The 13,247-nt window shown below is 68.9% G+C and carries 8 protein-coding genes; 6 read left to right on the forward strand and 2 right to left on the reverse strand.

All coding sequences use genetic code 11. The features are described 5' to 3' along the window. Positions 1–32: 32 nt before the first annotated feature. Positions 33–1,751 (forward strand): ABC transporter ATP-binding protein, encoded by a 1,719-nt coding sequence (locus H521_RS0108535; RefSeq protein WP_084512177.1) that lies wholly within the window; start codon positions 33–35, stop codon positions 1,749–1,751. 28 nt (positions 1,752–1,779) lie between these two features. Next, a complete protein-coding gene (locus H521_RS22355; RefSeq protein WP_022892605.1) occupies positions 1,780–3,150 on the forward strand; it encodes a GH1 family beta-glucosidase in 1,371 nt (456 codons plus the stop codon). Between the two features lie 43 nt (positions 3,151–3,193). Here H521_RS22355 and H521_RS0108545 read toward each other — a convergent pair whose 3' ends face one another. Then, the gene (locus H521_RS0108545; protein WP_022892606.1) at positions 3,194–6,388 is read right to left on the reverse strand and encodes a family 78 glycoside hydrolase catalytic domain; all 3,195 of its coding nucleotides are present in this window, start codon (positions 6,386–6,388) and stop codon (positions 3,194–3,196) included. Positions 6,389–6,628: 240 nt separating this feature from the next. Here H521_RS0108545 and H521_RS0108550 point away from each other — a divergent pair, with 240 nt between their 5' ends. The 4 genes from H521_RS0108550 to H521_RS22370 all read left to right on the forward strand — a co-directional run bounded on the left by H521_RS0108550 (position 6,629) and on the right by H521_RS22370 (position 12,452). After that, the gene (locus H521_RS0108550) at positions 6,629–7,966 is read left to right on the forward strand and encodes an ABC transporter substrate-binding protein (protein ID WP_022892607.1); all 1,338 of its coding nucleotides are present in this window, start codon (positions 6,629–6,631) and stop codon (positions 7,964–7,966) included. Between the two features lie 62 nt (positions 7,967–8,028). After that, on the forward strand, positions 8,029–8,991 hold the full coding sequence (locus H521_RS22360) for a carbohydrate ABC transporter permease (protein ID WP_156891321.1): 963 nt from the start codon (positions 8,029–8,031) through the stop codon (positions 8,989–8,991). Continuing rightward, positions 8,991–9,815 (forward strand): carbohydrate ABC transporter permease, encoded by an 825-nt coding sequence (locus H521_RS22365; protein WP_022892609.1) that lies wholly within the window; start codon positions 8,991–8,993, stop codon positions 9,813–9,815. Before H521_RS22360 ends, H521_RS22365 begins: the two co-directional genes overlap by 1 nt. Continuing rightward, on the forward strand, positions 9,816–12,452 hold the full coding sequence (locus tag H521_RS22370) for an alpha-L-rhamnosidase (protein WP_022892610.1): 2,637 nt from the start codon (positions 9,816–9,818) through the stop codon (positions 12,450–12,452). It begins immediately after the preceding gene. Here H521_RS22370 and H521_RS0108570 read toward each other — a convergent pair. Then, on the reverse strand, positions 12,444–13,229 hold the full coding sequence (locus H521_RS0108570) for an enoyl-CoA hydratase/isomerase family protein (protein WP_022892611.1): 786 nt from the start codon (positions 13,227–13,229) through the stop codon (positions 12,444–12,446). The two genes, H521_RS22370 and H521_RS0108570, sit on opposite strands and share 9 nt — an antisense overlap. Positions 13,230–13,247 lie beyond the last annotated feature (18 nt).

The following is a 13,247-nucleotide window of genomic DNA, read 5'->3' on the forward strand; positions in this document are numbered from 1 at the left end:
GTGCAAGTCACCCCATCCGGTCCATCGGCAGCATGCTTCGCCCCTATCGAGGTCGTGTCGTCGCGGCGGTGCTGTTCCACGCCGTCAAGGACTGCCCCATCTGGCTCGTGCCCGTCTTCACGGCGCAGATCATCGACACCGTCGTCGCCGGTACCGAAGGCGGGGGCGACGGGGCCGACTTCGGGCGGCTCTGGATCCTCGTCGCCGGAACGGTGCTCGTGCTGCTCCTGAACACCCCGAATCACATCTGGTACGTGCGGATGTACAGCAGGGCGTACCGCTCGGTCGCCGCTGACCTGCGCAATGCCCTGACCGACCACTTGCAGGGCCTCTCCATCGGCTATCACACGCGCAAGAGCGCATCGATCATCCAGACGAAGATCGTTCGCGACGTCGAGAACGTCGAACTGCTCATGCAGCAGGTCTTCCCCGTCGTCGCAGTCTCGCTCAGCATCCTGATCGGCTCGATCACCGTGACGGCGATCCAGGCTCCCGCCTTCCTCCTGGTCTTCGCGATCACCGTGCCGATCGCGGCCGGCCTCGTAGCCGGCATGCGGCATCGCGCGGCCCGACGCAACGAGGCGTTCCGGCGCGAGATGGAAGACCTGTCGGCACGCGTCGGCGAAATGGCCTCGCTCATCCCGATCACGCGCGCGCACGGGCTCGAACGCACCGCCTCGACCCGCGTGGCCGAGACGGCGGAGAACGTCAAGCGGGCCGGCCTCGCGCTCGACCGCCTGAACTCCCGATTCGAGAGCATGTCGTGGGTCTCGTTCCAGGTGCTGTCGACCCTCTGTCTCGGGCTCGCGGGATGGGCGGCCATCTCGGGCATCGTGCCGATCACCGCCGGCCAAGTGGTGCTGCTCAGCACGTACTTCGCGACGCTGACGAGTGCGATCACCCAGCTCGTCGGGCTCACCCCGATCGTCTCGCGCGGCGTCGAATCGATCAAGTCGATCGCCGAGGTGCTCGAGGATCCCGATCTCGAGCGCAACGAGGGCAAGACCGTGGTCGACCGCGTCGTCGGCCAGATCACCTTCGAACGGGTCGGGTTCTCATTTCCGGATGCCGATCGGCCGACCATCGATCACATCGACCTCGATATCCAGCCCGGTGAGACCGTCGCGTTCGTCGGGGCGTCGGGGTCGGGCAAGTCCACGACGATCAATCTTGTGCTCGGATTCATCCGCCCCACCGCCGGTCGGCTGCTGCTCGACGGACGCGACATGGAACGCCTCGACCTGCGCACCTATCGGAGTTTCGTCTCAGTCGTTCCGCAGGAGTCGGTGCTCTTCGAGGGCAGCATCCTGGAGAACGTCACCTATGGGCTGACGGATGTCTCGGAGGATCGCGTGCGGCGAGCACTCGTCGATGCGAATGCCGCCGAGATCGTCGACGAGCTGCCCGAGGGTCTCGAGACGATGGTCGGCCAGCGCGGTGCCCGGCTCTCGGGCGGGCAGCGGCAGCGGCTGGCGATCGCGAGAGCACTCATCCGCGACCCTCGCATCCTGCTGCTCGACGAGGCGACGAGCGCGCTCGACAGCGAATCGGAGGCGAAGGTCAGGGGCGCGCTCGACACCCTCATGCAGGGTCGCACTTCACTCGTGGTCGCGCACCGGCTCTCGACGATCCGTGGTGCCGACCGCATCGTGGTGATGGATCACGGAGGCATCGTCGAGGTGGGCAATCATGGCGCCCTGCTCGCGGCGCAGGGAGCGTACGCGCGCCTGCACGCCCAGGATTCGCCATGACCTCAGACTCGCCAGGAAGAGGAGAACGATGACACGGATACGGATTCCCGAGGGGTTCATTCTCGGTGTGGCGACGAGCGCATACCAGATCGAGGGAGCCGTGGACCGCGACGGACGGGGTCCATCCATCTGGGACACGTTCTCGCAGACCCCGGGCAACACCCGTGGCAATGTGCCCGGCGACCGAGGGGCCGATCACTACGACCGGTTCGAAGAAGACATCGCGATCATGAAGGACCTCGGCGTCGACTCGTATCGGTTGTCGCTGAGCTGGTCGAGGATCCTGCCGAACGGGGTCGGCGAGGTGAACGAGGCGGGGCTGGAATTCTACGACCGGCTCATCGACGGCCTCATCGACGCCGGCATCCAGCCCAATGTCACGCTCTACCACTGGGACCTCCCCCAGGCATTGCAAGACCGCGGCGGCTGGTCGAATCGCGACGTCGCCGACTGGTTCGAGGAGTTCGCGCGCGTCGCATTCGAGCGGTACGGGGATCGCGTGCCGTTGTGGTCGACGTTGAACGAGCCGATCGCGCTGTGGGTCGGGTACGGCATGCCGATCTTCGCTCCGGGGCTCGACGACCCCAAGCGGGGCAAGCAGGCGATGCACAACGCGATGCTCGCGCACGGCAGGGCCGTGCGCGCGTTCCGCGAATCGGGTGCAACGGGCGAGATCGGCATCGTCATCGACGTGTGGAAGCGTCACGTCGTCGCCGACACACTCGAGAACCACCGCATCGCACTCCGCGATGAAGACGACAGCTTCCGGTTCTTCCTCGACGAGCTCTTCGCGGGCGGCCTCAGCCCGCGGATCCTGGACCGGCTCGAAGCAGAGGGCACGCTCCCCGTGATCGAAGACGGCGATGCCCGGCTCGCCGGCGAGCCGATCGACTTCCTCGGCATCAACGTCTACGCCCGCGTGATGGTCGACTCGAACACGGACGCGACCGATCGATTCGAGGGCGAGAACCATCAGCCGGGCGGGAACTACCTCTCCAACGGGGTGGAACTCTACCCCGACGCCCTCACCGAGGCCGTTCGTCTGGTGCGCGACGAGTACGGCGTCACCGTGCCGATCTACATCACCGAGAACGGCACGGCTCTCGAGGGCGAGATGCGTGATGGAGCGGAAGTCGACGACGAGCGCATCGAGTACCTCGCCGCGTTCCTCGAGAACGCCGTCCTTGCGCATGAGTCGGGCCTCGACGTGCGGGGCTACTACGCGTGGTCGTTGCTCGACAACTACGAGTGGTCCGCCGCGTACACGATGCGCTTCGGTCTGCTCAGCGTTCATCCCGAGACGGGCGACCGTGCCTACAAGAAGTCGGCCCACTGGTTCAAGGCAGTGCTGCACGAGCGCGAGTTCCAGTCGACCCCGGTCGCGATCCTCGACGTGTGAGCTCGGTCCGTCGTCGTGTGCCGTGGTGTAGACGCCCGCGTGCCTACGGCCAGGTGCGGCGCGCGCGGGAGGATCCGACGCGACCGAGGTGGAAGGCAGCGGGTCGCTGCGGCGATGCCGAGGAGCCGGCCTCCGCCACTGCGTCGAGGTAGTCGAGCCCGGCCTCGATCGTTACCACCGAGGCCGCTCCGGCCCATCCGACGAGATCGAGCGTCGTTCGATTCCAGCCCGCAGGCCAGAGTCGCTGTTTCGTCTCGAGGGTCGTTCCATCAGCGGCGACGACGCGCAGAACGGTCTCGACCGGTCGCATCGAGTCGTCGGCGCACAGGTCGAACATCGCGAAGACGAATCGGGCGTCCGACAGGTCGGCGGGAGCCGGCATGGTGATTCTGGCCAGCGGGCCGTCGGGTGCGAGCGATTCCACACCGGTCACGTGCAGGAGCGGCCCTTCGAGCTGCGCGTGCGGCACCGGCATGCACACACATCGGTCGACCACGGCGATCGACTCGGCCGACCCCGCCACCTCGAAGCGCCGGTCGGCGATCGCCGACTGCAGCAGCAACTCGTCGCCGTCGACGTCGGTCGACGACGGCGCCCACGCCGGCGGCCGCCACGGCGGTTGCACCACGGGTGCCACGCGCGCGGGCACGCTCACTGCGGCGACGAACCGATGCCGACCGGATCCGACCGTCTCCTCGGCCGCGCCGGGCAGCCGCACGACCGCTTCCGATCCGACGGGGACGACCAGGTCGAGCTCGAGTCTCGACCTGTCACGGCGCAAGTGCAGTTCGATCGTGCCGCGCACCGTACGGGTCTCGAGCGAGAGGGTCGTGAGTCCGTCGACCATTCGCGGCTCGACGACGAATCGCGAGAATCCGCCCGCGACGGGCCGCACGCCGGCGAGGGACTGCCAGGCCCATCCGGCGAATGGACCGCCGAGACCGATGTGATCGAGGGAACCGGTGCCGGTGTTCTCTGGGTCGATCCACCAGCACTCCCAGAACGTTCCGGGTCCGTGGTCGAGCATCGCGCCGATGCCCGGCTCCGCCGGCTGGTGCAGTGCGTCGAAGAGCGCTTGCGAATGACCGTGGCGCGCCAGCGCGCGAACCACGGTGCGCGTCGTGGCGAAGCCCGACGAGAGCCGATTGCCGCGTGCACGCACGTCGCGTTCGAGCCGGCCGACGGCGACGACCGATTCGGCGGCAGTGAGCCATCCGCTCTCGAGCGCGATCGCGAGCGAGCCCTGAGAGCCGTTGCCCACCGACAGGCGCCCCTCTGCCGAGTCGACGAAGCTCGCTCGCGCAGCCCGCCGAAGATCGTCGCCCTGCGCACGACGCGCAGCCGCGACATCCGTGGCGCCGACGAGCTCTTCGAACTCGGCGAGCACGCGCAGCGCATCGAGCGTCGCCGCAGTGTGGTGCAGCTCGGGCGGGGTCTGCTCGAGCCCGAGCCAGTCGTGGCCGTAGCTGATCGGCGAGCCCCCGATGATGCCGTCGGCAGTGGCGCAGCCGAGCTGGAAGTCGACCCATGCTCGCAGCGTCGGCAGTGTCTCGTGCACGACATCGAGGTCGCCGTAGTGCAGCCAGTGCCCTTCGAGCACCCGCTGCAGCGCTGCACCCCAGACAGGATCGGACGGAATGCGCTCAGCCCGAACGTCGGGTGCGATCGCGGGTATCGCGCCGTTCGGTTGCCGACTCGTTCGGAGGTCGCCGAGCCACTTGGTGAAGAAGGCCTGCATGTCGAACGCCGAGAAGTCGAAGTCGGCGGCGCTCGCGGTGTCACCGGTCCAGCCCGCCTGCTCGCGGGTCGGGCAGTCCTCCGGAATGCCGTGCACGTTGTTGAGCAGGGTTCGTCGGCCGCGCGTGATGAGCGTGTCGACGGCGACGGAATCGGTGGCGAGCGTGCCGCTCGGGCGCAGATCGCTGTGCAGCGTGCGCACCTCCACGCGCACGATCGCCTCGTCGGGAACGCCACGCACCTCGAGGTAGCGGAACCCGTGATAGCTGAACCACGGTTCGAGCACGCGGCTCGACCCGTCGCCGTCCGCGGCTCCGATCGTGTACCGCACGGCCTGGCGCACCCGCCCGAGATCGAACGGCATCGTCAGGTTCGTCGTGTCGAGTCGACCGTCGGCGCCGAGGTGCTCGCCGTGCACGGTCTCGATCACCGTTCCTGCCGGCAGGTCGGCCTCGAACATCAGGCGGCTGCGCCCCGCCACGTTGACCCCGACGTCGAAGAGCAGCACGCCCGGCTCGGGTGCGGCGACCAGCGCGGGGATGATGGTCTCGACGACATGCAGTGGCGGGCCGGGGTCGGGCGTCACGTTCGCGGGCGGCTCGCCGAACCCGGCAGGGCGCTCGGCCGCGTCGAGCACGGCGACGGATGCCGCAGCGAACTCGATCGCTCGACCGGGCTCGTGGGCCTCGAGGTAGAAGGGGTCCTCGATGGTGACCGGCCCGGCACCCGAGACCATGCCCTCGCCCGTGCCGTGGAACGAGCGGGAGCCGTCGCCGTGCTCGACCACCAGTACCGCGAGCACCCGCGGGTCGAGACCCGTGCGCTTCCACTCGCCATGCGCGATCGCGAGGTCGAGCGCGTTGTCACCGAGCCGAAGGAGATCGCTCACGTCGTAGCTGCGGAACAGTGCGCGATCGGCATCGGCGCGCGAGGGATCGCTCGATGCGGGGTTGACCGGGCGGCCGTTGAGGCTGGCGCGCACGAGTCCCTGCGCGGTCAGGTGCAAGCGCGCGCGGCGCGGAGTGCTCGCGACGTCGAAGGCGCGGCGGAGCACGCTGAGCGCCGGCGCGGACACCCATTCGGCGCCGCCCCAGTCGGCGATCGTGTGGGGTCCGGTCTCGAGCGGCACGGGCTTCGACCAGTCCGACCACTCGTCGCGCTCGTCCCGAGTGCGCACGGTGGCGAGATGGTGCGAGTGGGCGGGCAGGTCGACGGCGACCCGCACCCATGGGTCCCCGCTCTCGACGACCCCGCTCGTCCAGATGGTCGCTGAACGGGTCTCATCGAGCACGCACACCTCGAAAGCCGTCTGCGACTGACCATCGCGCACGAGCGGCACCGTCCACGACAGGCGAGGGCGGGAAGTCGTCGCGAGTGCGATGAACCGATCGGTGCGCAGCGTCGTGCGCGCATCGACCCGCAAGCCCTCGGCCGTCATGCTGGAACTCGGATGCGCCAGGCGTTCGGCCGCGTCGCTTCGACCCGGAGGTTGCATCGTCATCGACGTCCCTTTCGTGCGGAGAATCGTTGAAACGTATCATGACCCCGGCGCTGCGACGCTGGCGTGGCCGCCGTCCCGGTTGCTCGGCGACAGATCACTGCTCTGAAACGTTTTGATATCGACGCTTGACATTCTCATGCGGGTGAAGAACGATGAAGTGAAAGGTTTCAACAACGGTGTTGCCCCCGGACGACGCCATCTCCGCCCCTTGCACCCACCACAGGAAAGGAAATGTGGACAATGACGTCACGTCCTACACGCAACCGTCGACTGGCCGTCGCCACCGCAGCATTCGCGGTGCTGCCGCTGCTCGCGGCATGCGCCGGCTCGAACGCCACCGGCGCAGCCGGTGAGGTCGAGGGCAGCACCATCGTGCTCACGACCGTCACGGGCCTCGAGCCCCAGTTCCAGGAATACGCCGACGCGTACATGGAGGCGTTCCCCGACCGCACGGTCGAGGTGCGCAGCACCACCGACGACGCTGCCGAGTACGCGCAGCAGCTTGCGACCGCCCGGCTCAGCGGTGAGCTTCCTGACGTGTTCTTCAACGTCGACTTCCTCGCCGACACCCTCGCCAAGAACAACGTCACGCTCGATCTCGCCCCCGGCATCGACGACGGCAAGCTCGGCGACCTGACGATCGACGACTTCCTGCCGCAGTTCGTCGGGCAGTACCGCCCGCTCGACAACCCCGACCAGGTCACCGGTCTTCCGGTGAGCGCCGACTCCGTGGGCCTCTTCTACAACAAGACGCTCTTCGACGAGGTCGGCGTCACCGAGTACCCCGAGGCCGACTGGACCTGGGAGGACATGTACCGGGTTGCGGAGGAGATCCAGACGAAGTCCGGTGGCGCGATCACCGGGCTCGCCGCTCCGCTCGGCGACGGCACGGCGCAGATCGTCTACGGTCCGGTCATCCAGGCCTACGGCGGCTTCGTCTACGACCCCGAGACGGGCACGTCGGGCATCGGGCAGCCCGAGGCCATCGAGGCCTGGACGACCCTGCTCGCCCCATACGGCACGGCGTCGGGAGAGTACACGACGACCGCCGACGACCCCACGCTCAAGTTCGATTCCGGCAGCATCGCGATGGGCATCGGCTCGCGCGGCGCCGTGCCGCAGACGAAGACGACGCTCGCCGACGCCGACTGGGACGTGCAGGTGCTCCCGACGATCGACGGCAACTCGACGGCCGGCGGCGGCTCGTACGGCCTCTCGATCGCGCAGACGAGCCAGAGCCAGGATGCCGCGTGGGCGTTCCTCTCCTGGTTCTACGACACCGACGCCGGCATGAAGATCGCCCAGGAGGTGGGCGGGGTCATTCCGCCGACCGACGACGGCATCGACAACGGCACCTGGAAGGACGTCTCGCCCCCGCCCGCCAACATCGCGATCTTCGGCGAGTCCGCCCGCACCGCGGTGCTGCTCACCCAGATGCCGGGCGCGAGCGCGAGCGTCATGTCCGAGGCGACCAAGAAGGCGACACAGCAGGTGCTCCTCGAGGGCCGCGACATCGCCGAAGCATTCCAGGAGGCGGAGGCGACCGTGAACGACGCCATCGCCAAGGAAACCAAGTAGGTCGAGAATCGGGTGCGGGAACGTCGGTTCCCGCACCCGGATCCCGTTCGGAGGAACCACCCGTGACAGCACCACCATTGACGAAGACCCCTCCGCCCAGCGCGGATGCCGCCCGACCGCTCGTGCCGGCAGCGCACCCCCCGGGTCGCCGCAACCGCCGAGTCGACGCGCTCACCGCCACCCTCTTCGTCTCGCCGGCGATGATCGGCTTCTTCATCTTCGTGATCGTGCCGGCCGTCGGCGGTCTCGTGCTCGCCTTCTTCGAGTGGGACCTCTTCGGCACACCGGTCTTCGTCGGCCTCGACAACATCGTCCGGCTGTTCACCGACCCCGACATGTGGCAGGCCCTCGGGGTGACCGTGCTGTTCGTCGTCATGGGCGTCATTCCCACGATCATCATCGGGTTCCTGCTCGCCGTCGTGGTCAACAGCAATATGCCCGGCATCGGCGCCTGGCGCGTGCTCTACTTCACGCCGATGATCGCCTCCGCCGCGGTCGCGGCCATCATCTGGGTGAACCTGTACAACGGGCGCAGCGGGCTCGTGAACCAGTTCCTCGCGCTCTTCGGCGTCGACGGCCCCAACTGGCTCTCCGACCCGACCTGGGCGCGGCCCGCACTCGTGATCATGATGATCTGGGGCGCGCTGCCGATCGTCATCATCCTCTACCTCGCCGGCCTGCAGCGGGTGCCCGAAGACATCTACGCCGCCTCGTCGCTCGACGGCGCCGGCAAGTGGCGTCAGCTCTGGAGCATGACCTGGCCCAATGTGTGGGGCACGACCCTGCTCATCGCCGTGCTGCAGGCCGTCGGCTTCGTCAGCGGTTCCTTCGAGATCGCGCTGATCATGACCGACGGAGGTCCGCTCGGCACCACGCAGTCGCTCGCGCTGTACTCGTACAAGGTCGCGTTCACGCAGCGCGACATCGGCTACGCGAGCGCGCTCTCCCTCTTCCAACTCGTACTGATCATCGTGATCGTGCTGCTCTCTCGAGCGATCGTCCGCACCCGGAAGGAGCGCAGCTGATGCATCCGCGCCTCTACAACGCCTTTCGCTACGCGCTCGTCGTCGTCTGCGGACTCGTGCTCGCGATCCCCCTGCTCTTCATGGTGTCGGGCTCGCTCAAGTCGGCACGCGAGATCAACGCCTTCCCGCAGCCGCTGCTGCCCGAGACGCCCATCTGGCAGAACTTCGCCGACGCGTGGAACTTCCTCACGCCGCAGGTGATCGGCAACACCTTCATCTTCAGTCTCGGTGTCGTGGGTCTCCAGCTCCTCATCTCGCTGCCCGCCGCCTTCGCCCTCGCCAAGATCCCGTTCAAGTGGACGGGGCTGATCCTCGCGACGCTCGTCGTGCCGATGTTCGTGCCCGCGAACCTCACGCTCATCCCGCTCTTCGTCGTGACGTTCCAGCTCGGCTGGCTGAACTCCTTCGCCGGCCTCATCATCCCGATGGCCGCGCAGTGCGCGTTCGCCATCCTGCTCTTCCGCCAGTTCTTCGCGACGCTCCCGCCGGGCCTGATCGAGGCGGCCCGCATCGACGGTGCCGGGTGGCCGCGCGTCTTCGGCTCGATCGCGTTGCCGCTGGCCAAGCCGGCGCTCGCGACGTTCTGCTCCATCAGCTTCCTGACGGCCTGGAACATGTACATCTGGCCGCTGGTGGTCGCGCCGAACCCGGCGCAACGGGTGATCAACGTCGCGCTCGCGCCCCTCGCCGGCGGAGAGAACTCGACGATCTCGCCGGCCGTCGGCCTGGCCGGCGCCGTGATCGCCATGATCCCGGTGCTGATCGTCTTCATCGTGCTTCAGAAGTGGTACATCAAGGGCGTCGTCGGAACCGGGCTCGAGTAGATGACAGTGCACAACCCGGTGCTACCAGGCGCCGCAGAACCGCCGCGACCACCTGACGCGCCGACCGCGACGGTCGAACGCCTGCAGCTCGAGCAGGCCGATCCCGGTGCTGCGCTCGGAACCCCGGCGCCCCGGCTCTCGTGGGTGCTCGACACGGTCGACGCCGGCTGGCGGTCCGACCGCTACGAGGTCGAGTTCCGGAATGCGTCAGGCGCGGCATCCGTCGCCGCCGTCGCGAGCGGTGAGAGCGTGCTCGTCGACTGGCCGCTCGCCCCACTCGAGTCCCGGCAGCACGGCCGCGTGCGGGTGCGCGTCGGCTCCGGCCCTCGGTGGACCGAGTGGAGCGACTCCGTTCCTCTCGAGATCGGCCTCCTCGACGTCGACGACTGGTCGGCCGAGTTCGTGAGCCCGGTGTCGATCGGCGGGCTCGCCGACGGCGCTCCGCTCGTCTTCGCCGACTTCGACCTCGACGAGCTGCCGGTGCGCGCCCGGCTCTTCGCGACCGCGCACGGCGTCTACGAGGCCTCGCTGAACGGCGCCCGCATCGGCGACGACGTGCTCGCCCCGGGCTGGACCGCCTACGAGCGCCGCTTGCGGTACCAGGCGCACGACGTGCTCGGCGAGCTTCGCCGAGGGCAGAACACGCTGAGCGCCATGATCGGCAACGGCTGGTATCGCGGTCAGCTCGTCTGGCCAGGCAACCGTTCGAGCTACGGCGACCGGCTCGCTCTGCTCGCGCAGCTCGAGCTCGAGTTCACCGACGGCTCACGCCGGGTGATCGCGACGGATGCCTCGTGGCGGGCGAGCCCGAGCGGCATCCTCTTCGACGACCTCTACGACGGCGAGCGTCGCGACATGCGAGTGCCGAACGTGCCCGACCGCGCGTCGAGCGAGCCCGTCGAGATCGTGCCGGGCGACCGCGCGCGGCTCGTGGCGCGTCGAAGCCCCCCGGTGCGCGTGACCGAGCGAGTGCCGGTCGCGGCGGTGTCGGTCTCGCCCTCGGGCGCGACGATCGTCGACTTCGGGCAGAACCTCGTCGGCTGGGTGGAGCTCGTCGTGCGCGGTGGCCGTGCCGGCGACGAGGTCACCGTTCGCCATGCCGAGGTGCTCGAGGCGGGCGAGCTCGCCCTGCGTCCGCTCCGCAGCGCCAAGGTGACCTCGAGCTACGTGCTGAGCGGGGCCGAACGCGAGGTGCTGCATCCCACCTTCACCTTCAACGGCTTCCGGTATGCAGAGATCACGGGAGTGCCCGCGCTCGAACCCGCCGACGTGACGGCGCTCGTGCTCGGCTCGGACCTGCGCCGAACCGGGTGGTTCGAGACATCCGACCCGCTCGTCGACCGACTGCACGAGAACGTCGTCTGGGGCATGCGCGGCAACTTCCTCGACCTGCCCACCGACTGCCCGCAGCGCGACGAGCGGCTGGGCTGGACCGGCGACATCCAGGTGTTCGCCCCCACCGCCGCCACGCTCTTCGACACCTCGGGCTTCCTCGCCGGGTGGCTGGAGGACCTCGCCGCAGAGCAGCGCCCAGACGGCGGAGTGCCGTACGTGGTGCCCGACGTGCTGCGCGAGGAGAACCCCGCCGCTGCGGCGTGGAGCGACGCCGCAACGATCGTGCCGTCGGCGCTGCACCTGTCGTATGCCGATCGCGACATGCTCGAACGACAGTATCCGTCGATGCGTGCGTGGGTCGAGAAGGTGACGAGCCTCGCCGGCGACGATCACCTCTGGAACACCGGCTTCCAGTTCGGCGACTGGCTCGACCCGACGGCACCGCCCGAGGAACCGGCGAAGGCCGCGGCCGACCCCTACGTCGTGGCCACGGCGTACTACGCACGGTCGGCGGGCCTGCTCGCTGCCGCGGCGACGACGCTCGGCCGCGCCGACGACGCCCAGCGTTACGGACTGCTCGCCGAGCGCATCGCCCGTGCGTTCAACCACGAGTACGTCACCCCGGGCGGGCGCGTTCTCAGCGACTGCCAGACGGTCTACGCGCTCGCGCTCTGCTGGGACCTCATCGCCGACCCCGGCGCGCGCGACGCCGCCGGCGACCGCCTCGTGGAACTGGTCATCGCCGCCGAGTATCGCGTCGCCACCGGCTTCGTCGGCACACCGCTCATCCTCGATGCCCTGTGCGTGGGCGGCCGCCCCGATGTCGCCCATCGCATGCTGCTCGAGACCGCACCGCCGTCGTGGCTGTACTCCGTCACGATGGGCGCCACCACGATCTGGGAGCGATGGGATTCGATGCTGCCCGACGGCAGCGTGAACACGGGCACCATGACGTCGTTCAACCACTACGCCTATGGAGCGGTCGCCGACTGGCTGCACCGATCGGTCGGAGGTCTTGCTCCGGCCGCGCCGGGCTGGCGGCGCGTCATCGTGCGACCGCTCGTCACGGGCCAGCTCTCGCACGCCCGCGTCGACTTCGACTCCCCCTACGGCCGCATCACGAGTTCATGGCGCATCGAGGCGGGTCGCGTGCTGCTCGAGGTCGTGGTGCCGTACGGCGTCGTCGCCGACGTGTGGGTGCCCGGTGCCGTCACTGCAGTCACCGTCGGACTCGGTACGCACTACTTCGAGGGCACGCCGATCTCGAGTCGATCGCAGGGCAGGGCTCCGCGGTCAGCGTGAGCCGGTGAAGACCGGCTTGCGCTTCTCCTGGAACGCTGCGAAGCCCTCGCGGTAGTCGGCGGTGTCGCAGAGCGCGGCTTGGGCGCGGTTCTCCTCGGCCATCGATGCCCAGAGGCCGAGCCGCTCGTCGCGAAGGGCGGCGACGAGCCGCTTCGAGGCGACGAACGCCTGGGTCGCTCCGGATGCCGCGGCTCGGGCCGCGGCGCGGGCCGCATCCGTCACCTCGTCGGCGGCGAACACCTGCGAGAACAGCCCTGCGGTGACCGCCTCGGTGCCCGACATCAGGCGACCGGTCACGATGAGGTCCATCGTCTTGTGCGCGCCGAGCCGCTCGACGAAGAGGGCGTGCCCTCCCGAGTCGAGGGTGGCCCCGAGGTTCGCGAACGGCGAGCCGATCTTCGCGGTGTCGGCGACGTACACGATGTCGCTCGCGATGAGCAGGCCGAGTCCGACGCCGAGGCACGCGCCGTGGGCGACCGCGAACGTCGGCGCGGGGAACCCCGCCATGCGCTGCAGCAGCGGCTCGACGAGGCCGCCGAGGTAGCCCAGCACGTCGTCTTCGCGCGGGTCGACGCCCGAGATGTCACGGCCCGCGCAGAATGCGCGCCCCTCGCCGCGCAGCACGAGCGCCCACACCTCGCCGAGCTGCGACATCCGCTCGGCCTCGACGTAGGCCTGCGTCAGCTCGGCGATCGCCGCCGGGTCGAGCGCGTTGAGCTTCTCCGGCGCGTTCAGCACGATCTCGGCGACGCCGTCGGTCACGGTCAGTTCGATCATGATGCTCCGTTCAGCGGG

Source organism: Agromyces subbeticus DSM 16689, assembly GCF_000421565.1.
GTDB classification, from domain to species: domain Bacteria; phylum Actinomycetota; class Actinomycetes; order Actinomycetales; family Microbacteriaceae; genus Agromyces; species Agromyces subbeticus.

What these genes read in the sequence shown, in the direction of transcription:
- H521_RS0108550 (WP_022892607.1), top strand. Translation starts at nt 6,629, where the DNA reads ATGACGTCACGTCCTACACGCAACCGTCGACTGGCCGTCGCCACCGCA.
- H521_RS22355 (WP_022892605.1), top strand. Translation starts at nt 1,780, where the DNA reads ATGACACGGATACGGATTCCCGAGGGGTTCATTCTCGGTGTGGCGACG.
- H521_RS22365 (WP_022892609.1), top strand. Translation starts at nt 8,991, where the DNA reads ATGCATCCGCGCCTCTACAACGCCTTTCGCTACGCGCTCGTCGTCGTC.
- H521_RS0108535 (WP_084512177.1), top strand. Translation starts at nt 33, where the DNA reads ATGCTTCGCCCCTATCGAGGTCGTGTCGTCGCGGCGGTGCTGTTCCAC.
- H521_RS0108545 (WP_022892606.1), bottom strand. Translation starts at nt 6,388, where the DNA reads ATGACGATGCAACCTCCGGGTCGAAGCGACGCGGCCGAACGCCTGGCG.
- H521_RS22370 (WP_022892610.1), top strand. Translation starts at nt 9,816, where the DNA reads ATGACAGTGCACAACCCGGTGCTACCAGGCGCCGCAGAACCGCCGCGA.
- H521_RS0108570 (WP_022892611.1), bottom strand. Translation starts at nt 13,229, where the DNA reads ATGATCGAACTGACCGTGACCGACGGCGTCGCCGAGATCGTGCTGAAC.